Origin of the sequence: Micromonospora halotolerans, from assembly GCF_032108445.1 — a bacterium.
GTDB classification, from domain to species: Bacteria; Actinomycetota; Actinomycetes; order Mycobacteriales; family Micromonosporaceae; genus Micromonospora; species Micromonospora halotolerans.
Window position 1 is genome coordinate 4,430,375 of record NZ_CP134876.1, and the last position, 22,071, is coordinate 4,452,445.

Here is a 22,071-nt window from a genome sequence, read left to right on the forward strand (position 1 = left end):
CGGCCGCGGATGACGCCGGGGCTCGATGTCGCGCTGCTGGTCGGCGCCGCCGTCCTGCTGGTCGCGGTGGGCGCGGTGCGTTTCTCGACCCGGCTCGGCGTGCCGAGCCTCCTCGCCTACCTGGCGCTCGGGGTGGCCATCGGCGAGGCCGGCCTGGGCATCCGCTTCGACGACGTCGAGCTGACCCGGGTGCTCGGCTTCTGCGCGCTCATCGTGATCATCGCGGAGGGCGGGTTGAGTGCCCGGTGGAGCACCCTGCGGCCGGTGCTCGGCCTGGCCGCCGCGCTCTCGACGGTCGGCGTGGTGGTCAGCATCCTGGTCGTCGGCGTGGTGGTCCACCTGCTGCTCGGCCTGGACTGGCGGCTGGCGCTGCTCTACGGCGCGGTGCTCTCCTCCACCGACGCGGCGGCCGTCTTCGCCACCCTGCGCCGGCTGCGCCTGCCGCCCCGGCTGGTGGCCACCCTGGAGGCCGAGTCCGGGATCAACGACGCGCCGGTCGTCATCCTGGTGCTGCTGCTGTCCCGGGCGGGGGCGGAGGCCGCCCACCCGTGGTGGTACGAGGTGTTCCTGGTCGGCTACGAGCTGGGCGTCGGCGCGGCGGTCGGGGTGGCCGCCGGGATCGCCGGCCGGTACGCGCTGCGCCGGGCCGCCCTGCCGTCCGCCGGCCTCTACCCGATCGCGGTGGTCGGCTTCACGGTGCTGGCGTACGCCGCCGGCTCGGTGCTGCACGCCTCGGGCTTCCTGGCCGTCTACGTGGCCGGTGTGCTGCTGGGCAACGCGCGGCTGCCGCACCGGCAGGCCATCCTGGGCTTCGCCGACGGGCTGGCCTGGCTGGCCCAGATCGGTCTGTTCGTGCTGCTCGGCCTGCTGGTGTCGCCGAGCCGGCTGGACGCGGCGGTGCTGCCGGCGGTGGTCACCGGGCTGGCTCTGCTGCTGCTGGCCCGCCCGCTGTCGGTGGCGGTCTCCGCGCTGCCGTTCCGGTTCGCGCTGCGCGAGCAGCTCTTCCTCTCCTGGGCCGGGCTGCGCGGCGCGGTGCCGATCGTGCTGGCCACCATTCCGCTCTCGCTGCGGGTCCCGGGCGCCGACCGGCTCTTCGACGCGGTCTTCGTGCTCGTGGTGATCTTCACGCTGCTCCAGGCCGGCACCCTGGCGCCGGCGGCCCGCCGGCTCGGGGTGACCGCGCCCGCCGAGGCCACGGAGATCCTGCTGGAGACGGCGCCGCTGGAGCGGATGCGGGCCGACCTGCTCCAGCTGGAGGTGCCACCGGGCTCCCGGATGGGCGGGGTGCACGTGGACGAGCTGCGGCTGCCGGTGGGCGCCTCGGTGACGCTGGTGCTGCGCGACGGGGTGGGCTTCGTGCCCGGCCCGGACACCCGGTTGAAGGTCGGCGACAGCCTGCTCATCGTGGCCACCGCGGAGGTGCGGGACGAGGCGGAGCGGCGGCTGCGGGCGGTGAGCCGGCGCGGTCGGCTGGCCCGGTGGTTTGGCGAGTACGGCGAGGACCGGACCAGCTGATCTGCTAGCGTTCCCTTTGCCCCGATTGGTGGCAGTTTGGGGCTGAATCGCGGTGCGACGGTGCGGCACGTTGTCGGACGCCTGTACGTTCCGTATTCTTGCCACCCTCCGGAGTGCGCGGCCCTGTCGCCGTGCGCCCGTTCTGTACATGGGGGACGCCCGTTGCCGGCGACCCCCGCCCACGCACGCTGACCGCCGCGGCACGCGGCTGAGGGAGCTGACGATGGCGAAGCCAGCCGACACCAGGACCGCCGGTCGCAAACCGGTGGCGAAGGCCACCCGCAGCGCGGCGGAGACCGAGAAGATCCGGGCCGCCCTGGCGGCACGGCGGGACGAGCTCAACGCCGAGTACGATCAGACGCTGAGCGAGATCACCGAGCTGCAGCGCGACCGGCTGACCGACTCGGCCGGGGACGACCAGGCCGACACGGGCACCAAGACGTTCGAGCGCGAGCAGGAGATCTCACTCGCCAACAGCATCAAGGAACGGATCACGCAGGTCGAGCGCGCGCTGGAGCGTCTCGACGAGGGTGGCTACGGCTGGTGTGAGCGGTGCGGCAACCCGATCCCGGTGGAGCGGCTCGCCGCCTTCCCGTCGGCCACCCTCTGCGTGAGCTGCAAGCAGCTGGAGGAGCGGCGCTGACGTCCGTTCCCCAGCGGCCGAACGGCAGACGGTGACCGCCACCGTCGCAAGCGTCGATGGGGAGCAGATGACCGCAGCACCGCCCGCCGGGTCCGGCACCACCGAGTCGGGCGCCGGCACGCCCCGCCGCAAGGCGGCCGGCCTGCTGCTCGGCGTGGCCCTGGCCTCCCTCGTCGCCGACCTGGTCACCAAGCAGCTCGCCCTCTCGGAGCTCACCGGGCGCGGCCCGGTGTCGCTGCTCGGCGGGGCGGTCTACCTGAGCCTGACCCGCAACAGCGGCGCCGCGTGGAGCATCGGCTCCGACCACACCTGGGTCTTCCCGCTGATCACCATCGGCGTGATCGCCTGGATCGGATGGATGGCGCTGCGGCTACGGTCGCTGCCCTGGGCCGTGTCGCTCGGGCTGGTGCTCGGCGGGGCGCTGGGCAACCTCACCGACCGCGTCTTCCGCGCCCCCGGGCACTTCGTCGGCCACGTGGTCGACATGATCAGCCTCTTCGACCCGTACGGGCAGGTCTGGCCGGTGTTCAACCTGGCCGACAGCTCACTCGTCTGCGGCGTGCTGCTGGCCGTGTTCCTGGAGCTGACCGGCCGGCAGCGGGACGGTTCCCGGGCCACCGCCGCGCGGTCCGGCGACGAGACCCCCGCCGAGCAGCGGGAGCGCGCGTGACCTCCGCCTTCGCCGCCGGCGGCGACCACCGCTCCCTGCCCGTACCGGACGGGCTCGACGGCATGCGCCTGGACCAGGCCGTCTCCCGGCTCTTCGGGCTGTCCCGGACGGCCGCCGCCGCGCTGGTCGACGCCGGGGACGCGCTGGTCGACGGCACCGCCCGGCCCAACTCGCACAAGGTCAAGGCGGGCTCCTGGCTGGAGGTCACGCTGCCCGCGCCGGCCGCACCGCCGACCGTGGTGCCGCAGGCCGTGCCCGGCCTCACCGTGGTCTACGCCGACGACGACATCGTGGTGGTGGACAAGCCGGTGGGGGTGGCCGCCCACCCCAGCCCGGGCTGGACCGGCCCGACCGTGATCGGCGGGTTGGCCGGGATCGGCCACCGGATCTCCACCAGCGGCGCCGCCGAGCGGCAGGGCGTGGTGCACCGGCTCGACGTGGGCACCACCGGCGTCATGGTGGTGGCCAAGAGCGAGCAGGCGTACACCGCGTTGAAGCGGGCGTTCAAGTACCGCGAGGTGGAGAAGCGCTACCACGCCGTGGTGCAGGGCCACCCGGACCCGCTGCGCGGCACCATCGACGCGCCGATCGACCGGCACCCGCACCACGACTACCGGTGGGCGGTGGTCTCCGGCGGCAAGCCCAGCATCACCCACTACGACACCCTCGAGGCGTTCCCCTCGGCCAGCCTGCTCGACGTGCGGCTGGAGACCGGGCGTACCCACCAGATCCGGGTGCACTTCTCCACGCTGCGGCACCCCTGCGTGGGCGACCTCACCTACGGCGCCGACCCGACGCTGTCCGCCCGGCTCGGGCTGAGCCGGCAGTGGCTGCACGCCCGCTCGCTGAGCTTCGCGCACCCGCGCACCGGCGACGAGGTCACCTTCGTCAGCGAGTACCCGGACGACCTGGCCCGGGCGCTGGAGATCCTCCGCGACTGACCCGCCGATGAGCACCGACACCGGGCCGCCGCGGCGGTCGCGCTCCGCCGCGCTCACCTGGCTCGCCCTGGCCTGCGCGCTGGTGGTGCTGCTGGTCGCCGTCGCGCAGCGGCGGGACGAGCCCGTGGGGGACCGTACGGTGGGCGAGGTGACCCGGGTCGGGGTGGCCGACGGGGACTCCGTCCCGGCCTACCTGCGGGCCGCCGGCAGCGAACTCGCCCGGCTCGACGCCCCGGCGCCCGGCGGCTACGCCCTCGTGTCGTTCGCCGCGTACCTGACGCCGGCGCAGGTGGCCACCGCGCTGGGCGAGGCCCCGGTCTCCGCCGTGCTGGCGCGGGTGCCGGTGCCCGGGCGGCAGACCGAGATCGTGCGGATCGCCGCGATGCGCGTCCCGGGCGACGTGGTCGCCGGGATGGCCGAGGTGGCCGGGCGCAAGGACCGGGAGGCCGCCGACTACCGGGCCCGCGCCGCCGCCCCGGCGGCCACCGCCGATCCCGAGCTGCGCCGGGTGTACGACACCGGGGCCGTTGTGGCGGCGCGGGAGGCGGCCGGCTACCGGGCGGCCTGCGCCTGCGTCTACGCCGCCGTGGTCCGGGACGCCCCGGACGCCCTGCGGGCGCTGGCCGCCCGGTCCGGCGTCCGCGCGGTCGACCCCGCCCCCGAGGTGACCCGGCTGGACCGTACGGTGTTCACGCCACCGTTGCCGGAGCAGCGGGACGTGGTGCGGCCGCCGGCCGACACCGGGCTCGCGTCGAGCGCCGGTATGGCCGATTCGTCGGAATCCGCACCGACGGTGACCGGATCCTCACCGGCCGCCGGCCGGCCCGCCACCGGGGCGGGACCGCCGAATCCCGCTCCCACCTCCTGAGATGTGCAGGTGGGCGGCCCCGTACCCGGCGGGGCGGTGAGGAGAGGCACCGGGGGATGTGCGCACCGGGGTGTGGTCCGAATAGGGTTTCGTTCGTAGCCTGTCAGGCGGAGATCGATGGGCTGGGGGAGGGGCGAGGCCTTGGACGGCAGCGAAACCGGTTGGGGTCGGCAGGCTGAGCCGGCACCACGGTGGCGGGCGCTGCTCGACCGGGCCCGGCTCGGTGGTCGCGGCGCGGAGCACCCCGACCCGGACCACCGCACCGACGAACCCCCACCGCCGGCACCGGATCCGCTGCCCCGGCGCGCCGCCGGCAGCGGCTGGACGGGCCGGGCACAGGCCGTCGCCCGCCCCGCCGACGGGTCGTTCGACGCCGAGCCGGCCTACCGCGTCGAGGCGACCTACCGGGTGGAGCCGGCCTACCGGGCCGACCCGCGCCACGGCGGCGAGCCGGCCTACCGGGCGGAGCCCGCGTACCGCGCCGAGCCGGAGCCACGGGCCGAACCGTCCTGGCGGGCCGAGCCGGTCCGCCCGCCGGAGCCGGGCTATCCCGAGCCGCAGGCGCGCGGCCGGGGCACCGCCTCGGTCGAGTCCCGGTACTCCCTGCTCGACAGCGGCTACCAGCCCGACCCGCCCCCGGCGGAGTCCCGCTACGCGCTGCTCGACCGCGGCCGCTACCGGCCGGAGCCCCACCCCGCCCCCGAGCCGGCCCCACCCGCCGTCCCCACCTATCCGGCCCAGCCCGAGGCTTACCCGGCGCAGGCCGAGAGTTACCCGCCCCGGATCGAGCCGGCCCGGAATGAGCCGGCGCGGATCGAGCCGGCCCGTGTGGAGTGGCGCGCACCGGCACCGGACGCCGAGCTGGAGCGGGCCGCCGGGGTGCTGCGCCGCGAGCTGGGCGGGCCCCGGGTGCTCGCCTTCGCCAATCCCAAGGGCGGGGTGCACAAGACCACCGCCACGGTGCTCGCCGCGGCCACCGTGGGCAGCGTGCGCGGGCGCGGGGTGCTGGCCTGGGACGACAACGAGCTGCGGGGCACCCTCGGCCTGCGCGCCGGCAGCGCCCGGCACGCCCGCACCATCCGGCACCTGATCCACGACCTCGCGCAGATCGAGATCCTGGAGGACGCCACTCTCCTGGAGCACCTCGACGACTACCTGCGGCACGCCTCCGACGGCTCCTACGACGTGCTGGCCGGCGAGGAGAGCCCGCGCTTCGCCCAGCGGCTGGACCAGTTCACCGTCAAGCGGGTGCTGGAGCTGCTGCGCCGCACCCACGACGTGGTCTGCGTGGACACCGGCAACAACGTGGAGAGCCCCAACTGGCGCACCGTCATGCAGGCCGCCGACCAGCTCGTGGTGACCACCGTGCCCCGGGAGGACGCCGCCTTCAGCGCGGACTGGATGCTCGACCTGCTGCACGAGGAGGGCATGGGCGAGCTGGCCGACAACGCGGTCACCCTCATCTCCTGCCCCACCCCGGGCCGCACCGCGCTCCAGGACGACCTGGAACGGCACTTCGCCACCCGGACCCGGGCGGTGGCCGTGGTGCCGTACGACCCGGCGCTGGAGACCGGCTCCTCGATCGAATATCACCAGCTCCAGGCGGAGACGCGGCAGGGCTGGCTCAAGGCGGCCTCGGTGATGCTGGAACCGTTCGCCCGCTGACCGCCACCGCCGCCCCGCGCCGCCCCCTCGCCTGAGAGGATCACCGGGTGAGTCCGGACACCCCTGATTCCGAGCGGGCCGCCGAGGGTCCCGGCGCGCCCGGCGACGTCGCCCGCCCGCCCGCCGGTGCGGGCAGCTCCCCGCGCCCCGACCGGCCGACCAACTCCGCCCCGCCCGACGGGTCCCCCGGCGAGGGTGCGTCGCCCGGCCCGTCCCCGGCCACCCGTGCGGCGCCGGACCGGGCCCCGGTCGAGGGGGAGGCGCCCGCCTGGCCCGGCGGCCTGCCGGTGCCCGCGGGCACCCCGGTCACCGCGCCCGGCGCGGATCCGCTCGCCGGCTACCCCGGCGTCGTCGGAGCTGTGCCCGGTGCGCCCTCCGCCACCCGCCGGTCCGGGGGCCGAGCCGTCGCGGTCGCCCTCGGCGCGGCGCTGCTGCTGACCGTGCTCGGCGCGCCCCTGGGTGTGCTCTGGGCGCTGGTGGCACCCGGCACGCCGGTGCAGATGACCCCCGACGGCGCCGTCTACGCCACGCCCCAACCGGAGCAGCCGATCGCCGCGGACGGCTGGTTCAGCCTGCTCGGGCTCGGCTTCGGGGTGCTCGCCGCGATCGCCCTCTGGGTGGTGCTGCGCCGCCGGCGCGGGCCGGTCGGCCTGGTCGCCGGGGCGCTCGGCGGGCTCGGCGCGGCGGTCGTGGCGTGGCAGGTCGGCCGCCGGATCGGGCTCGGCACCTACCAGCGGCTGCTGGACACCGCGCCGCCCGGGACCGACTTCACCAAGCCGGCCGACCTGCGTGCCGGCGGGATCGACTGGTACGGCCCGCTGCCCGTCCCGCACGGCAACCTGCTGCTGGCGGCGTTCGGCGCCGCCGTGACGTACACCCTGCTGGCCGGCTGGTCGCGGTGGCCCTCGCTGCGGCCGGAGCCGGAGTGGGACGGCGGCTGGGCGCCCGGCGGGCCGGGGATCAGTTCGGCGCCGGGGGACCAGCCAGCTCGCTGAGCGGCACCGGGACGGCCCGGACCTCGCGCAGCAGGGAGGTCTCCCGGTTGAGCAGCCGCAGCTCGGCCCGGAGCCGCCCGGCGGTGTCGTCGATGGCGAGCAGCCGCTGCCGGTCGTCGACGGTCAGCGCCGCGGTCGCGGCGACCAGGTGCGAGAGCACCGTCGGATCCTCGGGCAGCTGCTCGGAGATCTCCTGCGGGTCCGGGCGGACCAGGCCCAGATATTGCCGGAAGACCGAGATGACCCGGGCGGCCAGCAGGTCGGCGACCTCGTCCGTGCCGGCCGGCTCCGGCAGCCACTCCACCTCGGCGGTCAGGTAGGGCGCGGCGGCGTCGTCGACCTCGGCGACGCGGAACCGCCGCCGCCCCACGGTGACGATGTCGAACCCGCCGTCGGCCAGCTCGGTGACCTGCCGCAGCTCGGCGGTGCAGCCCACCTCGTGCAGGGTGACCTCGCCGCCGGTGGGGGCCGGCCGGCCCGGCGGCCCGGCCGTCGCGACCTCCCAGCCGCTCTGGATCGCCACCACCCCGAACTCGCGCGGCGCGCCCTCGGGCAGCCCGACCAGGTGGCGCACCAGTGCCCGGTAACGCTCCTCGAAGATGTGCAGCGGGAGGACCAGCCCCGGGAAGAGGACCGTCCCGAGCGGGAAAACCGGCAGCCGTGCGGTCACGTGATCGAGACTATCCCGATCGCGTCCCGGCGGCGTGTCCCGCCTCACCGTCCCGGCGTACGGGCGGCTCCGGTCCGCCCGCGGGGCGGCAGCCTAGACTCGCAAGGGTGTTGAATCGGATCGACCTGCGCGGCGGGGCCCGTGACCCGCGCCGCCTGCTGCCCCGTGCCCAACTCGACGTGTCCGTGGCCGTCGAGCGGATCCGCCCCCTCGTGGAGGCGGTCCGGGAGCATGGGTACCCGGCGATCCGCGAGGCGAGCGAACGGTTCGACGGCGTCTCCCCGGAGCACCTGCGGGTGCCCGTCGACGTGATCCGCGCCGCCGAGGGCACCCTCGACCCGCAGGTCCGGGCCGCGCTGCTGGAGTCGATCACCCGGGCCCGCAAGGTCCACGCCGACCAGCGCCGCGCCGACCACACCACCCAGGTCGTGCCGGGCGGCACGGTCACCGAGCGCTGGGTGCCGGTCGACCGGGTGGGGCTCTACGTCCCCGGCGGCCTGGCCATGTACCCGTCGACCGTGGTCATGAACGTCGTCCCTGCCCAGGCGGCCGGGGTCCGCTCGCTGGTGGTGGTCAGCCCGCCGCAGAAGGAGAACGGCGGCCTGCCCGACCAGCGGGTCCTCGCCGCCTGCGCCCTGCTCGGCGTCGACGAGGTCTACGCGGTCGGCGGCGCCCAGGCCGTGGCCATGCTGGCGTACGGCGCGGCCGTCGACCCGGCGGGCGCCGAGCGCTGCGAGCCGGTCGACATGATCACCGGTCCCGGCAACATCTGGGTCACCGCCGCGAAGCGGCTGCTGCGCGGCGTGGTCGGCATCGACGCCGAGGCCGGGCCCACCGAGATCGCCATCCTGGCCGACGACACCGCCGACCCGGCGCACGTCGCCGCCGACCTGATCAGCCAGGCCGAGCACGACCCCCTCGCGGCCAGCGTGCTGGTCACCCCGTCGCCGGCGCTCGCCGACGCGGTCGACGCCGAGCTGGCCCGGCAGGTGCCGGCCGCCAAGCACGCCGAGCGGATCGGCACCGCGCTGCGCGGCGAGCAGAGCGGGGTCGTCCTCGTCGACGACCTGGAGGCCGGGCTGCGGGTGGTCGACGCGTACGCGGCCGAGCACCTGGAGATCCAGACGGTCGACGCCCGCGAGTGGGCGCTGCGGGTGCGCAACGCCGGCGCGATCTTCGTGGGCGCCTGGTCGCCGGTGTCGCTCGGCGACTACTGCGCCGGTTCCAACCACGTGCTGCCCACCGGCGGCTGCGCCCGGCACTCCTCCGGCCTGTCCGTGCAGTCCTTCCTGCGCGGCGTCCACCTCGTGGAGTACACCCGGGACGCGCTGCGCGACGTGGCCCCGCACGTGGTCACCCTGGCCGGCGTCGAGGACCTGCCGGCGCACGGCCAGGCGGTCAGCGCACGCTTCCCGGGGGAGACCCCGTGACCACCCTCGACGACCTGCCGATCCGCGACGACCTGCGGGGCCTCACGCCATACGGGGCGCCGCAGCTCGACGTCCCGGTGCGGCTGAACACCAACGAGAACTCCTACCCGGTGCCCGAGCCGGTGGTGGAGGCGATCGGCAAGGCCCTCTCCGCCGAGCTGCGCGACCTCAACCGCTACCCGGACCGGGACGCCGTGGCGCTGCGCGCCGACCTCGCGGAGTACCTGGGCCACGGGCTCACCGCCGACCAGGTGTGGGCGGCCAACGGCTCCAACGAGATCCAGCAGCAGCTGCTCCAGGCGTTCGGCGGCCCCGGGCGCACCGCGCTCGGCTTCACCCCGGCGTACTCGATGCACCCGCTGCTGGCCCTCGGCACCGGCACCGGCTGGATCCCGGGGGCCCGCGACGCGGACTTCGGGCTGACCGTGGCCGACGCGGTCGCCCAGGTCCGGGCGCACCGGCCCGACCTGGTCTTCCTCTGCTCGCCGAACAACCCGACCGGCACGGCGCTCGACCCGGCCGTGGTCGCCGCCGTGCTGGCCGAGGCGCCGGGCATGGTGGTCGTGGACGAGGCGTACGCCGAGTTCGCCCGGCCCGGCACGGTCAGCGCGCTCGCCGTGCTGCCCGGGCACCCCCGGCTGGTCGTCACCCGCACCATGAGCAAGGCGTTCGGCTTCGCCGGCGGCCGGCTCGGCTACCTGGCCGCCGACCCGGCCGTGGTGCAGGCGGTGCAGCTGGTCCGGTTGCCGTACCACCTCTCGGCGCTCACCCAGGCCGCCGCCCGCGCGGCGCTGGCCCACCGCGACGCCCTGCTGGGCACGGTGGCCGCGATCATGCGGCAGCGCGACCGGATCGTCGCCGAGCTGCGCGCCCGCGGGCACCGGGTGGCCGACAGCGACGCCAACTTCGTGCTCTTCGAGGTCGGCGGCGACCGACAACTCCGGCTCGGCGCGTCTGACGCCGAGCCCCGACCCGGAGCCGTCGACCAAGCCGCCGCCTGGCGCACGCTGCTCGCCGCCGGCGTGCTGGTCCGCGACGTCGGCCTGCCCGGCTGGCTGCGGGTCACCGCCGGCACCCCCGCCGAGACCGACGCCTTCTTGTCTGCAATGGAGGAGCTGTAGTGGGAGCGCGAGGAGCGAGCTTGCGAGCCCCGCAGTCGCGACCGAAAGGCGAGCAATGAGTCGGACCGCCCGGGTGGAGCGGATCACCAAGGAGACCAAGGTCCTCGTCGAGATCGACCTCGACGGCACCGGCAAGGCCGACATCGAGACCGGCGTCGGCTTCTACGACCACATGCTCAACCAGATCGCCCGGCACGGCGGCTTCGACCTGACCGTGCACACCGTCGGTGACCTGGAGATCGACGCCCACCACACCATGGAGGACACCGCGCTCGCCCTGGGCGCCGCGTTCGACCAGGCGCTGGGGGACAAGGCCGGCATCCGGCGGTACGGGTCGGCCACCGTTCCCATGGACGAGGTGCTGGTCCGGGCCGCCGTCGACCTCTCCGGCCGGCCGTACGTGGTGCACGACGAGCCGGCGCTCGCGCCGTACATCGGGCCGGTCTACCCGACCAGCATGACCCGGCACATCTGGGAGTCCTTCGGCCAGGCCGCCCGGGTCACCCTGCACGTGGACGTGCTGCGCGCGGCCCGACCGGGCGGCAACCCGGACGCCCACCACGTGGTCGAGGCCCAGTTCAAGGCGGTCTCCCGGGCCCTGCGCGAGGCCACCTCGATCGACCCGCGCGCCGCGGGCGCGATCCCCAGCACGAAGGGTGCCCTCTGATGAGCGCGAGGAACGCAGCGCAGCGGAGTACGGCAGTCGTGAATGAAGGGCGGCTCTGATGGGGCGGGCGCTGCCGACGTTGCTGCTGATCCTGGCCGGGGTGCTGGTCGGTGGGACCTGGTCGCTCTACAAGCAGGGCGCCGCCCGCGGCGCCGTGGTGATCACCGGCCTGCTGGCCGTGCTGGCCACCGCCGGCGGGCTGCTCTGGCTGCTGCCGGGGGAGAGCTGATGAGCGGGCGCTGCGGAGTGCCGTCGTGACCAGGCGGGTGGTGGTGCTCGACTACGGGTCGGGCAACCTGCGGTCGGCCGAGCGGGCCCTCGCGCGGGTCGGGGCGGACGTCACCGTCACCGCCGACCTGACCGCGGCCGCCGAGGCCGAGGGCCTCGTGGTGCCGGGCGTCGGCGCGTTCGCCGCGTGCATGGCGGGCATCGAGGCGCTGGGCGCCGGTCCGGTCATCGCCGAGCGGGTCGCCGCCGGCCGTCCGGTGCTCGGCATCTGCGTGGGGATGCAGGTGCTCTTCGAGCACGGTGACGAGCACGGCGTGGTCACCAAGGGGCTCGGGCTGCTGCCCGGCGGGGTGACCAGGCTGCCCGCGCCGCGGCTGCCGCACATGGGCTGGAACACCGTGCAGGCCCCGGCCGGGTCGGTGCTCTTCGCCGGCCTGCCGGCCGACGCCCGGTTCTACTTCGTCCACTCCTACGGGGTGATCGCGCCGGCCGCGCTGGCCGCCGCCGGGGCCACCGTCACCACGGCCCACCACGGCACGGACTTCGTCGCCGGGATCGAGCGGGGCCCCCTGTCGGCGGCCCAGTTCCACCCGGAGAAGTCGGCCGACACGGGGGCTACTCTGTTGCGCAACTGGCTGGGCACCCTGTGAGCGCGAGGAGTGAGCCGGTTCTGCGAGCCCCGCAGTCGCGAACGACCGGCAGCGCTGTGAGCGCGAGGAGTGAGCCGGTTCTGCGAGCCCCGCAGTCGCGAACGACCGGCAGCGCAGCTTGAGTAAGGAGCGGGCGCGGCGGCGGGAGGCGCGCCGGGCCGAGCTGGAGCGGGAACGCGCCGCGCGCGCCCGCAGGGTGGCGCGCCGGGACCGGCGGCGTGCCGTCGTACGCCGGTTGACGCCCGCCGTGCGGCGGGGCCGCACCGGCCGGCTGCGCCGGCACAGTCGCGGCGAGCGGGCGGCGATCGTGCTGCTCACCGGCGCGGCCGTGGCCGGCATCTGGAGTTTCGTCGACGACCTGGCGCTGCGGCTGGCGTTGGTCGTGTTGTTGCTGCTGGTCCTGCCCGCGGTCGTGGTGATCGCGCTGGACCGACGTTGAAGATGCGAGGAGAAATCCGTTGAGCCTCACCCTGTTGCCCGCCGTGGACGTTGCGGACGGGCAGGCCGTCCGGCTCGTCCAGGGCGCCGCCGGCAGCGAGACCACGTACGGCGATCCGCTGGAGGCCGCCCTCGCCTGGCAGGCCGACGGGGCGGAGTGGATCCACCTGGTCGACCTGGACGCCGCGTTCGGGCGGGGCACGAACGCCCATCTGCTCGCCGAGGTGGTCCGCCGGCTCGACGTGAAGGTCGAACTCTCCGGCGGCATCCGGGACGACGAGTCGTTGCAGGCCGCCCTGGGCACCGGCGCGGCCCGGGTCAACATCGGCACCGCCGCGCTGGAGGACCCGGAGTGGTGTGACCGGGTCTGCGGCGAGTACGGCGACCGGGTGGCCATCGGGCTGGACGTGCGCGGCCGTACCCTCTCGGCGCGGGGCTGGACCCGCGACGGCGGTGACCTCTTCGAGGTGCTGGCCCGGCTGGACAAGGCCGGCGCGACCCGTTACGTGGTCACCGACATCACCAAGGACGGCACCATGCGGGGGCCGAACCTGGACCTGCTGCGTGAGGTCTGCGCCCGCACCGACGCCCCGGTGGTCGCCTCCGGTGGCGTGTCCACGCTGGACGACCTGCGCGCGCTGGCCACCCTGGAGCCGGTGGGGGTGGAGGGTGTGATCACCGGCAAGGCGCTCTACGCCGGGGCGTTCACGGTCGCCGAGGCGCTCGCCACCCTGCGGGGCGGGGCGTGACGGCCGTCGTGGGCGAGGGTTCCCGGCCGGCGCCGGAGCTGCCGAATGGCGCCGCCGTGACCCGGCTCGGCTCGGGCGGCCCGTGGGAGGCGGTCTACGGCTACTGCCGGGTGGTCCGGGCGGGGCAGCTGGCGATCACCGCGGGCTGCACCTCCACGGTGGACGGCCGGGTGGCGCACGTCGGGGACGCCGCCGCGCAGACCGCCCAGGCGATTCGGATCGGCCTGGACGCGCTCGCCGAGGTGGGCGCCGGGCCGGCCGACGTGGTGCGCACCCGGATGTACGTGACCGACCGGACGTACGCCGACGAGGTGGGGCGCGCGCACAACGCCGTGTTCGGCGCGGTCCGGCCGGTCGCCACGATGGTGGTGGTTGCCGGCCTGATCGATCCCGACCTGCTGGTGGAGGTCGAGCTGGAGGCGTGGGTCGCCGAGGGCTGATCCGGGCGCCGTCGACCGCTGCTGTGGCGGCGTTCACAGGGCCAATTGAATTGTGCACAACCTAATTGTGGACTACTGTTCGGGGTGTGACCGATGATCTGGTGCTGCGCCGGCAGGTGTGCTTCGCCCTCTACGCGGCGTCGCGCGCCCTCACCGACGTCTACCGGCCCATCCTCGACGAGCACGGCCTGACCTACCCGCAGTACCTCGTGCTGCTGGTGCTCTGGGAGCGCGGCGACGACGCCCCCACCGTCTCCGAACTCGGCGCGCGCCTCCGGCTCGACTCCGGCACGCTCTCCCCGCTGCTCAAGCGGCTGGAGGCGGCCGGTCTGGTGGTGCGCACCCGTTCGGCGGCCGACGAGCGCCGGGTCGAGGTCGGCCTCACCACCCAGGGCCGGGCCCTGCGGGAGCGGATGGACGAGGTGCCGCGGCGGATCGCCCGCGCCACCGGCCTCACCGAGGCCGAGCTGGTCGCCCTGCGCGACACCCTCACCCGGGTCACCGAGACGATCCACCGACAGAAGGAGCAGTGACCACCATGCAGGTGCTCTACACCGCGTCCGCGCAGGCCACCGGCGACGGCCGGGACGGCCACGTCCGCACCTCCGACGGCGGCCTCGACCTGGACCTGGCCATCCCGAAGGAGATGGGCGGCGCCGGCGGCGCGACCAACCCGGAGCAGCTCTTCGCGGCCGGCTACGCGGCCTGCTTCCACTCGGCGCTGCGCCTGGTCGCCCGCAAGGCCCGGGCGGACGTCTCGAACTCGGTCGTCGAGGCCGAGGTCGGCATCGGCCCGAACGGCAGCGGCGGCTTCGGTCTCGCGGTCACCCTGGTCGTCGACCTGCCCGCCGTCGAGCGGTCCGCCGCGCAGCAGCTCGTCGAGGCCGCCCACCAGGTCTGCCCGTACTCCAACGCGACCCGGGGCAACATCGACCTCACCCTGACCGTCCGGGACGCCGCATGACGGCCAACCGGGAGATCCACCTGGCGTCCCGGCCGCAGGGCTGGCCGACCGCCGAGAACTTCCGGCTGGTCACCACCGAGGTGCCCACCCCGGGGCCGGGCCAGCTCGTGGTCCGCAACCAGTTCATGTCGGTCGACCCGTACATGCGCGGGCGGATGAACGACGTCAAGTCGTACGTGCCGCCGTTCCGGCTCGACGCCCCGCTCGACGGCGGCGCGGTCGGCGAGGTGGTGGCCAGCGAGGCCGAGGGCTTCGCGCCCGGCGACGTCGTGCTCCACGGCCTGGGCTGGCGGGAGTACGCGCTGGTCGACGCCAAGGGCGCACGGAAGGTCGATCCGGGCCTGGCCCCGGTCACCGCCTACCTGGGCGTGCTCGGCATGACCGGGCTGACCGCGTACGCGGGCCTGCTCGACGTGGCGGCCATGAAGCCGGGCGAGACCGTCTTCGTCTCCGGCGCGGCCGGCGCGGTCGGCAGCATGGTGGGGCAGATCGCGAAGCTGCGCGGCGCGGGCCGGGTGGTCGGCAGCGCCGGCTCGCCGGCCAAGGTCGAGCGGCTCAGGGCGCTCGGCTTCGACGCCGCGTTCGACTACCACGACGGGCCGGTCCGCGACCAGCTCCGGGCCGCCGCGCCGGGCGGGGTCGACGTCTACTTCGACAACGTCGGCGGCGAGCACCTGGAGGCCGCCATCGGGGCGATGAACCTGCACGGCCGGGCCGCCATCTGCGGCATGATCGCGCAGTACAACGCCACGGAGCCGCCCGCCGCCCCGCGCAACCTGGCGCTGCTCATCGGCAAGCGGCTCACCCTGCGCGGCTTCCTGGTCGGCGACCACGGGCACCTGCGCGAGCAGTTCGTCCAGGAGATGGCCGGCTGGCTGCGGGACGGCCGGATCTCCTACGACGAGACGGTGGTCGACGGCATCGAGCGGGCCCCGGAGGCCTTCCTCGGCCTGCTGCGCGGCGAGAACCTCGGCAAGATGCTCGTCCGGGTGTGACCCGGCACTCGTTCGCGGCGGCCGGCCCGGTCGGGCCGGCCGCCGCGGCGCGCCGGTTGGATAGGCTCGCGGCATGACGGTGGCGGTGCGGGTGATCCCGTGTCTGGACGTGGACGCCGGGCGGGTGGTCAAGGGGGTCAACTTCCTCGACCTGCGTGACGCCGGCGACCCGGTCGAGCTGGCGGCCGCGTACGACCGGGCCGGCGCCGACGAGTTGACCTTCCTCGACGTCACCGCCTCCAGCAGCGACCGCGGCACGATGCTCGACGTGGTGCGGCGCACCGCCGAGTCGGTCTTCATCCCGCTCACCGTCGGCGGGGGCGTCCGCCAGGTGGCCGACGTCGACACCCTGCTGCGCGCCGGCGCGGACAAGGTCGGGGTGAACACCGCGGCCATCGCCCGCCCCGAGTTGATCGCCGAGATCGCCGACCGGTTCGGCCGCCAGGTGCTGGTGCTCTCCCTCGACGTCCGCCGGGCGCCGGCCGGCGCCACGCCCAGCGGGTTCGAGGTGACCACCCACGGCGGGCGGCGGGGCGCCGGCCTCGACGCGGTCGAGTGGGCGGCGCGCGGCGCGGAACTGGGCGCCGGGGAGATCCTGCTCAACTCGATGGACGCCGACGGCACCAGGGCCGGCTTCGACCTGCCGCTGATCGAGGCGGTCCGCGCGGTCGTCGACGTGCCGGTGATCGCCAGCGGCGGGGCCGGCCGGGTGGCCGACTTCCCGCCGGCCGTCGGCGCGGGCGCCGACGCGGTGCTCGCGGCCAGCGTCTTCCACTTCGGCGAGCTGACCGTCGGCGAGGTCAAGGACGCCCTGCGCGGCGCCGGTCACCCGGTGCGCTGACCCCGCACCGCCGGGCGCCGGCGGCGGAGGTCAGGGGCGGCCGGGGTGGCCCTCCGGGGAGCGGCGCGGCATGGGGATCGAGCGGACCGCGTACTCCTGCACCGCGGCGGCGTGGTCGTCCTCGTCCAGTTGCCAGTCGAACTCGTCGGGGGCGGGGCGGCGGCTCAGCACGCCCTGCACCGTGTCCACGGTGGTGCCCAGCCCGGCGCTCGGCCGGGTGCGCCAGAGCCGCTCGCCGTCCGGGGTGACCCGGAACCAGCCGTCGGTGACGCTCACCAGGCCCGCGCTCACCAGCCGGCGGACCGCCCCCTCCACCTCGTGGCGTTCGGGGATGGCCTGGTTGAGGTGGTCGGCGGTGGAGAGGACGTCGGCGAGGCGCACGCCCTCCGGGCGCCGGGTGGCGGCGGCCCGGCGGTGCCGACCGGCGCCGCTCGCGATGACCAGTGAGACGAAGATCCAGGCGTCGCTCCGACGCCAACCGTTCTCCCCCATGGACGAATGATGCCCGGCCGCGACGGCGGAGAAAACACCCGGTTTCGCTGCCGGACGTCGTCGCAGCTCAGCGGCGTCCCGGGGTGTCCCAGGAGGTGGCGGTCGGCGCGGCGGCGGTGACGCCGCGTGATCGGGAGGCCGGATCAGGCGGCCTCGCCGGCCGGGCGCGGCGCGCCGGGGACCGCCGGCTCGACGGCCGGCTGGGCCGGCACCGCGAAGATCGGGATGAACAGCTGGGCGAGCGGCCCGATGGCCAGCGCGTACGCCACGGTGCCGAGACCCACGGTGCCGCCGAGCAGCCAGCCGAGGCCCAGCACGGTCACCTCGATGACGGTGCGGACCAGCCGGAGGGAGTAGCGGGGCCGGCGGGCGGTGAAGCCGGTCATGAGGCCGTCGCGCGGGCCGGGGCCGAGCCCGGCGCCCAGGTAGAGGCCGGTGGCGGCGCCGTTGGCGACGATCCCGACGACCAGCAGGGCGGCGCGGAGCGGCAGGCCCTCGCCGGGCGGCAGCACGGCCAGGGTGGCGTCGACGACCAGCCCGATCACCACGACGTTGCTGACGGTGCCGAGGCCGGGGCGCTGCCGCAGCGGGATCCACAGCAGCAGCACCAGCGCACCCACGGCGATGGTGACCGTGCCGAACGAGAGGTGGGTCTGCCGGGCGAGCCCCTGGTGGAACACGTCCCAGGGGTCGAGCCCGAGGCCGGACCGGATCATCAGCGCCATGCTGATCCCGTAGAGGGCGAGCCCGACGCAGAGCTGGACGAGCCGCCGGGCCGGCCGGTACCGGAGATTGCCAATCTGTGCCATGCATGCCACCCTAGGGGCCAATCTTGCCCAGGACAGAGCCAATTTCGGAGGGGTGGCCATGACCAGTCAGGTGCGTGGCGTCCAATTGGCTCGGCTCCTCGGGCAGTGGCATGCCCTGCCGGGCCGCCGGCGCAGCCCCGACTACGCGGCGCTCGCCGCCGCGGTCCGCGGCCTGCTCGCCGACGGCCGGCTCCCCCTCGGGGTACGCCTGCCGGCCGAGCGGGACCTGGCCGAGGCGCTGCGGATCAGCCGGACCACGGTCACCGCCGCCTACCGGGAGCTGCGGGAGACCGGCCACCTGGCCAGCCGGCGGGGCGCCGGAAGCTGGACCATGCTCCCGGGCACCCACCGGGTGGCCAGCACCGGGCTCTGGACCCCGCTGGACGACCGGGACATGATCGACCTGGGGGTGGCCGCCCTCTCCGCCCCGCCGCAGCTCGTGCCGGCGGCCCGGGCCGCCGCCGAGGACCTGCCGCGCTACCTCGGCGGGGCCGGCTACCACCCGACCGGCATCATCGAGCTGCGCGAGGCGGTGGCCCGCGGGTACACCGAGCGGGGGCTGCCGACCAGCCCGGAACAGATCATGGTTACCAGCGGCACCCAGCACGCCCTGGACCTCGTGCTGCGGCTGGCCCTGTCGCCCGGCGGCGGGGTGCTGGTGGAGTCGCCCACGTACCCGAACGCCCTCGCCGCGCTCGCGGCCCGCCGGGCCCGGATCACCACCCACGGGCTCGCCGCCGACGGGGACGGCTGGGACGCCGACCTGCTGCTGGGCAGCATCCGGCAGACCCGGCCCAGGCTGGCGTACGTGATCCCCGAGTTCCACAACCCGACCGGCCACCTCATGGCGACCGACCTGCGGGAGCGGCTGGTCGGCGCGGCGCACGCCGCCGGGACCGACCTGGTCGTGGACGAGTCCTTCGTGGACCTGCCGCTGGACGGCACCCCGCTGCCGCCGCCGGTGGCCACCTTCGACCGGCATTCCCGGGTGATCAGCATCGGCGGCATGAGCAAGCCGTACTGGGGTGGCCTGCGGATCGGCTGGGTCCGGGCCTCCGCGCCGCAGGTGCAGCGGCTGGCCGCCGCCCGCGTCGGCGTCGACATGGCCAGCCCCGTGCTCGACCAGCTCGTCGCGGTGCACCTGCTGGCCCAGGGGCCGGGCATCGTGGCCGACCGTCGGGTCCAGCTCGCCGCCCAGCGGGACGCCCTGGTCAAGGCGATGGCCGACCGGCTGCCCGACTGGCGGGTCACCGTGCCGCGCGGCGGCGTGACGCTCTGGGTGGAGCTGGACGGCCCGATCTCCAGCGCGCTGGCCCGGGCCGCCGAGGAGGTCGGCGTACGCCTGGCGCCCGGACCCCGGTTCGGCCTGGACGGCACGCTGGAGCGGTTCCTGCGGCTGCCCTTCACCCTGCCCGCCGCGGACCTGGTGGAGGCCGTCGGCCGGCTCGCCGCGGTCCGCTACGACCTGGACCGGGCCGGCCGCCCGCAGTGGCGGGAGCCCTCCGTCATCGCCTGATCCGGCCGGCGCGCGGGTGGTCCGGGGGGCAGCGCCTGCGCCGCCCGGCTGCGAGACTGTCCGCCGTGACGGACGGGACGCGGCGGGGGCCGCGGATGCGGGTGATGACCGAGGGCGCCTCCGTCACCCCGCTGGAGCTCTTCTTCGATCTGGTCTTCGTCTACGCGCTCACCCAGGTGACCGCGCTCATGGCGGCCGACCTGACCTGGCCCGGCATGGGCCGGGGCCTGCTGCTGCTGGCCCTGCTCTGGTGGTGCTGGTGCTGCTACGCCTGGCTCGGCAACACCGTCCGCGCCGACGAGGGCGTGGTCCGGGTGGTCCTCTTCGCCGTGGTGGCCACCATGTTCGTGGTCGCCGCGACCATCCCGGAGGCCTTCGTCGACCTGCCCGGCGGCCTCTCCGGCCCGGTCGTGTTCGCCGCCTGCTACCTGGCCGTCCGGGTCCTGCACCTGGTCCTCTACTGGTACGCCGCCCGCGGCGACGCCGGGCTGCGCCGGCAGCTGGTGCGCGCCGCCCTGCCGATGCTGGGCGGGGCGGTGCTGCTCTTCACCGCCGCGCTGCTGCCCCCGTACCTCACCGACGACCCGGCGCGGGTCCTGTCGCTGCGGACCTTGCTGTGGCTGCTCGCCCTGGCCGTCGACTACGGCGGCATCATGGCCATCGGCGCGGCGGGCTGGCAGATCTTCTCCGCCGCGCACTGGACCGAGCGGCACGGCCTGATCATCATCGTGGCGCTCGGGGAGTCCCTGGTGGCCATCGGCGTCGGCATCACCGCGCTGCCGATCTCCTGGCCGATCATCGTGGCCTCGTTCCTCGGCGTCACGGTGGCGGCGGCGCTGTGGTGGGCGTACTTCGACGTGGTGTCGATCGCCGCCGAGCGGGTGCTGGCCCGGGCCCGGGGCGCCGAGCGGGCCGCGCTGGGCCGGGACTCCTACACCTACCTGCACCTGCCGATGGTCACCGGGATCATCCTGCTCGCCCTCGGCTTCAAGAAGGTCCTGTCGTACGTCGGCGACGGCACCCACCACCGGCTCACCGACCCGCTGCACGGGCTGGGCCTGCTCGCCCTCTACGGCGGCGTGATCGTCTACCTGCTCGGGCACGTCGGTTTCCGGCTGCGCAACATGCGTTCGGTCAACTGGCCCCGCGTCGCGACCACCGTGCTGCTGGTGCTGCTCCTGCCGGTGGCCGACCACCTGCCGGCGCTGGCCGCGCTGGGGCTGCTCGCCGCGGTCTGCGCCGGAATGGTGGTGGCCGAGATGGCGCTGTTCGGCGAGACCCGCCGCGCGCTGCGCGACGAGTTCCTCCAGGAGCACGGCGCCGGCGGCACGCCCGGCCGGTAGGCCCCGTTCCGGTACGGATCCTCCGATCGGGGCCGCCCCGGGCGGGGGTTGCGGAGACTTCCCGGGTGGGGAACGGCGGGGGTGGCCGGTGGTCGCAGGTGGTGCGTCTCGGCGCGCCCGGATCCCGGACCACCCGGATGGAACTCTTCTACGACCTGGTCTTCGTCTTCGCGTTCCTGAACGTCACCACCCTGACCGCCAACCGGCTCACCCCGGCCAACCTCTACCGCTGCCTGCTGGTGCTGGCGCTGCTCTGGTGGTTGTGGACCGGTTTCGCCCGGGTGGGCAACGTGATCCGCGCCGACCAGGGCGTGCTGCCGCTGATCGGCGTGCTCACGATCGCCGCGACGTTCCTGCTGGTGCTCAGCGTGCCGGACGCGTTCGTCGACCATCCCGGCTGGCTGAACGGCCCGCTGGTCTTCGCGGGCTGCTACTTCCTGATCCGGATGACCCAGATCGCCGTCCTCGGCTGGGTGGACCGGTCGGGTCCGGACTGGCGCCGGCGGCTGCTGCTGCGCTTCGCGCTGCCGGCGGTGGCCACCGTGCTGCTGGCGGTCGCGGGCACGGTGCCCCAGCGACTGCCCGACCCGCCGGTCGGCGTGGCCCTGCAGCTGGCGCTCTGGACCGTGGCGCTGCTGGTCGAGTACGTGGGCGGAGTGATCCTGGCCCAGCGGTGGTGGGTGGTGGTCTCCGCCGGGCACTGGGCGGAACGGCACGCGCTCATGGTGTTGATCGCACTCGGCGAGTCGATCATCGCGCTCGGGCTCGGCCCGAAGACCGGTCTGCCGCTCAGCGGACCGGTGGCGGTCGCCGCGCTGCTCGGCGTCGTGGTCGTGGCGATGCTCTGGTGGGCGTACTTCGACACCCTGGCGTACGCGCTGGAGCAGGCGCTGCACCACGCCCGTGACCCGGCCGCCCGGCTCCGGCTGGCCCGGGACGTCTACACGTTCCTGCACCTGCCGCTGATCGCCGGGATCATCCTCTTCGCCCTCGGCCTCAAGGACCTGCTGACCGAGGCGAGCGCCGCCGACACGCCGGCGTGGGGCGAGCCGCTGGGCGGCTTCTGGGTCACCGTCTTCTACGGCGGGGTGGCCCTCTCCCTGCTCAGCCTCGTCAGCTGCGCGCGGGTGGCGCTGCGGGAGCTGCGCTGGCCGCTGCTCGGCACGATCGTGGTGGTCGCCGCCGTCGCCCCGTTCGCCGCCGCCATCCCGGAACTGGCCGCGCTGGGCGTGCTGGCGGTGCTCACGACCGCCGGGGTGCTGGCGGAGACGTTCAGCGAGGACGGCCGGCGGCGGCAGGTGCGGCAGCTCGCGCTGGAGGAGCAACTGGCCGCGGAGGCGGACCAGAGCCACTGGCGACAGCAGCACCTGTGATCCGGCGCCGGAGACGCGGCGGCGGCCGTGCCCCGGGACGGAGGGGCA

25 protein-coding genes are annotated in these 22,071 nt (G+C 75.3%); 22 read left to right on the plus strand and 3 right to left on the minus strand.

Features of this window, described 5'->3' with window-relative positions; translation table 11 throughout:
- The first annotated feature begins 9 nt into the window (after positions 1 to 9).
- The 7 genes from RMN56_RS20980 (at position 10) to RMN56_RS21010 (ending at position 7,297) form a co-directional block, all read left to right on the plus strand.
- A complete protein-coding gene (locus RMN56_RS20980; RefSeq protein ID WP_313719218.1) occupies positions 10 to 1,515 on the plus strand; it encodes a potassium/proton antiporter in 1,506 nt (501 codons plus the stop codon).
- 223 nt (positions 1,516 to 1,738) lie between these two features.
- Positions 1,739 to 2,158 carry a TraR/DksA family transcriptional regulator gene (locus RMN56_RS20985; protein WP_091268039.1) on the plus strand — a complete coding sequence of 140 codons (420 nt, stop codon included), beginning with the start codon at positions 1,739 to 1,741 and terminating at the stop codon, positions 2,156 to 2,158.
- A 67-nt stretch (positions 2,159 to 2,225) separates the two neighbouring features.
- Positions 2,226 to 2,828 carry a signal peptidase II gene (lspA, locus tag RMN56_RS20990; protein WP_313719220.1) on the plus strand — a complete coding sequence of 201 codons (603 nt, stop codon included), beginning with the start codon at positions 2,226 to 2,228 and terminating at the stop codon, positions 2,826 to 2,828.
- Complete coding sequence (locus RMN56_RS20995) at positions 2,825 to 3,769, plus strand: RluA family pseudouridine synthase (protein ID WP_313719222.1); 945 nt, start codon at positions 2,825 to 2,827, stop codon at positions 3,767 to 3,769. The genes lspA and RMN56_RS20995 overlap by 4 nt, the downstream gene beginning before the upstream one ends.
- Positions 3,770 to 3,776: 7 nt before the next feature.
- The gene (locus RMN56_RS21000) at positions 3,777 to 4,637 is read left to right on the plus strand and encodes a hypothetical protein (protein ID WP_313719223.1); all 861 of its coding nucleotides are present in this window, start codon (positions 3,777 to 3,779) and stop codon (positions 4,635 to 4,637) included.
- Positions 4,638 to 4,754: 117 nt separating this feature from the next.
- On the plus strand, positions 4,755 to 6,302 hold the full coding sequence (locus RMN56_RS21005) for an AAA family ATPase (protein ID WP_313719224.1): 1,548 nt from the start codon (positions 4,755 to 4,757) through the stop codon (positions 6,300 to 6,302).
- 47 nt (positions 6,303 to 6,349) lie between these two features.
- Entirely contained in the window at positions 6,350 to 7,297 is a 948-nt protein-coding gene (locus RMN56_RS21010) for a DUF2567 domain-containing protein (RefSeq protein WP_313719225.1), read from the plus strand.
- On the opposite strand, the gene RMN56_RS21015 is transcribed toward RMN56_RS21010, so the two are convergent.
- Complete coding sequence (locus tag RMN56_RS21015) at positions 7,263 to 7,967, minus strand: LON peptidase substrate-binding domain-containing protein (RefSeq protein ID WP_313719226.1); 705 nt, start codon at positions 7,965 to 7,967, stop codon at positions 7,263 to 7,265. The genes RMN56_RS21010 and RMN56_RS21015 overlap by 35 nt on opposite strands.
- Before the next feature lie 107 nt (positions 7,968 to 8,074).
- On the opposite strand from RMN56_RS21015, the gene hisD reads away from it, so the two are divergent.
- From hisD to hisF, 12 genes are all read left to right on the plus strand, one after another.
- Positions 8,075 to 9,397, plus strand: a complete 1,323-nt coding sequence (hisD, locus tag RMN56_RS21020) for a histidinol dehydrogenase (RefSeq protein ID WP_313719227.1) — start codon at positions 8,075 to 8,077, stop codon at positions 9,395 to 9,397.
- The gene (locus RMN56_RS21025) at positions 9,394 to 10,518 is read left to right on the plus strand and encodes a histidinol-phosphate transaminase (protein ID WP_313719228.1); all 1,125 of its coding nucleotides are present in this window, start codon (positions 9,394 to 9,396) and stop codon (positions 10,516 to 10,518) included. Before hisD ends, RMN56_RS21025 begins: the two co-directional genes overlap by 4 nt.
- 55 nt (positions 10,519 to 10,573) lie before the next feature.
- Positions 10,574 to 11,185, plus strand: a complete 612-nt coding sequence (gene hisB / locus RMN56_RS21030; RefSeq protein ID WP_148429530.1) for an imidazoleglycerol-phosphate dehydratase HisB — start codon at positions 10,574 to 10,576, stop codon at positions 11,183 to 11,185.
- A 58-nt stretch (positions 11,186 to 11,243) separates the two neighbouring features.
- Positions 11,244 to 11,414 (plus strand): CG2302 family histidine operon protein, encoded by a 171-nt coding sequence (locus tag RMN56_RS21035; protein ID WP_313719229.1) that lies wholly within the window; start codon positions 11,244 to 11,246, stop codon positions 11,412 to 11,414.
- A gap of 25 nt (positions 11,415 to 11,439) precedes the next feature.
- Entirely contained in the window at positions 11,440 to 12,063 is a 624-nt protein-coding gene (hisH, locus tag RMN56_RS21040; RefSeq protein WP_313719230.1) for an imidazole glycerol phosphate synthase subunit HisH, read from the plus strand.
- Between the two features lie 118 nt (positions 12,064 to 12,181).
- Positions 12,182 to 12,502: a hypothetical protein gene (locus RMN56_RS21045; protein ID WP_313719231.1), complete on the plus strand. Its 321-nt coding sequence runs from the start codon at positions 12,182 to 12,184 to the stop codon at positions 12,500 to 12,502.
- Between the two features lie 19 nt (positions 12,503 to 12,521).
- Positions 12,522 to 13,250: a bifunctional 1-(5-phosphoribosyl)-5-((5-phosphoribosylamino)methylideneamino)imidazole-4-carboxamide isomerase/phosphoribosylanthranilate isomerase PriA gene (gene priA / locus RMN56_RS21050; protein WP_313719232.1), complete on the plus strand. Its 729-nt coding sequence runs from the start codon at positions 12,522 to 12,524 to the stop codon at positions 13,248 to 13,250.
- Positions 13,247 to 13,690 (plus strand): RidA family protein, encoded by a 444-nt coding sequence (locus RMN56_RS21055; protein ID WP_313719233.1) that lies wholly within the window; start codon positions 13,247 to 13,249, stop codon positions 13,688 to 13,690. The genes priA and RMN56_RS21055 overlap by 4 nt, the downstream gene beginning before the upstream one ends.
- Before the next feature lie 86 nt (positions 13,691 to 13,776).
- On the plus strand, positions 13,777 to 14,223 hold the full coding sequence (locus RMN56_RS21060) for a MarR family winged helix-turn-helix transcriptional regulator (protein ID WP_313719234.1): 447 nt from the start codon (positions 13,777 to 13,779) through the stop codon (positions 14,221 to 14,223).
- Between the two features lie 5 nt (positions 14,224 to 14,228).
- The gene (locus RMN56_RS21065; RefSeq protein WP_313724812.1) at positions 14,229 to 14,654 is read left to right on the plus strand and encodes an organic hydroperoxide resistance protein; all 426 of its coding nucleotides are present in this window, start codon (positions 14,229 to 14,231) and stop codon (positions 14,652 to 14,654) included.
- Positions 14,651 to 15,649, plus strand: coding sequence for an NADP-dependent oxidoreductase (locus RMN56_RS21070; RefSeq protein WP_313719235.1), 999 nt, complete (start codon positions 14,651 to 14,653; stop codon positions 15,647 to 15,649). Before RMN56_RS21065 ends, RMN56_RS21070 begins: the two co-directional genes overlap by 4 nt.
- Before the next feature lie 73 nt (positions 15,650 to 15,722).
- Complete coding sequence (gene hisF, locus RMN56_RS21075; RefSeq protein ID WP_313719236.1) at positions 15,723 to 16,490, plus strand: imidazole glycerol phosphate synthase subunit HisF; 768 nt, start codon at positions 15,723 to 15,725, stop codon at positions 16,488 to 16,490.
- Between the two features lie 30 nt (positions 16,491 to 16,520).
- Here the strand turns inward: hisF and RMN56_RS21080 are convergent, their stop codons facing one another.
- Together RMN56_RS21080 and yczE are read right to left on the minus strand one after the other, a co-directional pair.
- Complete coding sequence (locus tag RMN56_RS21080; RefSeq protein ID WP_313719237.1) at positions 16,521 to 16,982, minus strand: hypothetical protein; 462 nt, start codon at positions 16,980 to 16,982, stop codon at positions 16,521 to 16,523.
- Positions 16,983 to 17,125: 143 nt separating this feature from the next.
- On the minus strand, positions 17,126 to 17,791 hold the full coding sequence (gene yczE / locus RMN56_RS21085; RefSeq protein ID WP_313719238.1) for a membrane protein YczE: 666 nt from the start codon (positions 17,789 to 17,791) through the stop codon (positions 17,126 to 17,128).
- A gap of 58 nt (positions 17,792 to 17,849) precedes the next feature.
- On the opposite strand from yczE, the gene yczR reads away from it, so the two are divergent.
- The 3 genes from yczR (at position 17,850) to RMN56_RS21100 (ending at position 22,023) form a co-directional block, all read left to right on the plus strand.
- Entirely contained in the window at positions 17,850 to 19,307 is a 1,458-nt protein-coding gene (gene yczR, locus RMN56_RS21090) for a MocR-like transcription factor YczR (protein ID WP_313719239.1), read from the plus strand.
- Between the two features lie 65 nt (positions 19,308 to 19,372).
- A complete protein-coding gene (locus RMN56_RS21095; RefSeq protein WP_313719240.1) occupies positions 19,373 to 20,650 on the plus strand; it encodes a low temperature requirement protein A in 1,278 nt (425 codons plus the stop codon).
- Positions 20,651 to 20,787: 137 nt separating this feature from the next.
- Positions 20,788 to 22,023, plus strand: coding sequence for a low temperature requirement protein A (locus RMN56_RS21100; protein ID WP_313724813.1), 1,236 nt, complete (start codon positions 20,788 to 20,790; stop codon positions 22,021 to 22,023).
- Positions 22,024 to 22,071: the final 48 nt, after the last annotated feature.

Bases quoted from the DNA above. Each gene is read 5' to 3' on its own strand.
- yczE (WP_313719238.1), bottom strand. From the start codon at position 17,791: ATGGCACAGATTGGCAATCTCCGGTACCGGCCGGCCCGGCGGCTCGTC.
- RMN56_RS21080 (WP_313719237.1), bottom strand. From the start codon at position 16,982: ATGGGGGAGAACGGTTGGCGTCGGAGCGACGCCTGGATCTTCGTCTCA.
- lspA (WP_313719220.1), top strand. From the start codon at position 2,226: ATGACCGCAGCACCGCCCGCCGGGTCCGGCACCACCGAGTCGGGCGCC.
- hisB (WP_148429530.1), top strand. From the start codon at position 10,574: ATGAGTCGGACCGCCCGGGTGGAGCGGATCACCAAGGAGACCAAGGTC.
- RMN56_RS21000 (WP_313719223.1), top strand. From the start codon at position 3,777: ATGAGCACCGACACCGGGCCGCCGCGGCGGTCGCGCTCCGCCGCGCTC.
- RMN56_RS21070 (WP_313719235.1), top strand. From the start codon at position 14,651: ATGACGGCCAACCGGGAGATCCACCTGGCGTCCCGGCCGCAGGGCTGG.
- RMN56_RS20985 (WP_091268039.1), top strand. From the start codon at position 1,739: ATGGCGAAGCCAGCCGACACCAGGACCGCCGGTCGCAAACCGGTGGCG.
- RMN56_RS21035 (WP_313719229.1), top strand. From the start codon at position 11,244: ATGGGGCGGGCGCTGCCGACGTTGCTGCTGATCCTGGCCGGGGTGCTG.
- hisF (WP_313719236.1), top strand. From the start codon at position 15,723: ATGACGGTGGCGGTGCGGGTGATCCCGTGTCTGGACGTGGACGCCGGG.
- RMN56_RS21100 (WP_313724813.1), top strand. From the start codon at position 20,788: ATGGAACTCTTCTACGACCTGGTCTTCGTCTTCGCGTTCCTGAACGTC.
- RMN56_RS20980 (WP_313719218.1), top strand. From the start codon at position 10: ATGACGCCGGGGCTCGATGTCGCGCTGCTGGTCGGCGCCGCCGTCCTG.
- RMN56_RS21005 (WP_313719224.1), top strand. From the start codon at position 4,755: ATGGGCTGGGGGAGGGGCGAGGCCTTGGACGGCAGCGAAACCGGTTGG.
- RMN56_RS21065 (WP_313724812.1), top strand. From the start codon at position 14,229: ATGCAGGTGCTCTACACCGCGTCCGCGCAGGCCACCGGCGACGGCCGG.
- yczR (WP_313719239.1), top strand. From the start codon at position 17,850: ATGACCAGTCAGGTGCGTGGCGTCCAATTGGCTCGGCTCCTCGGGCAG.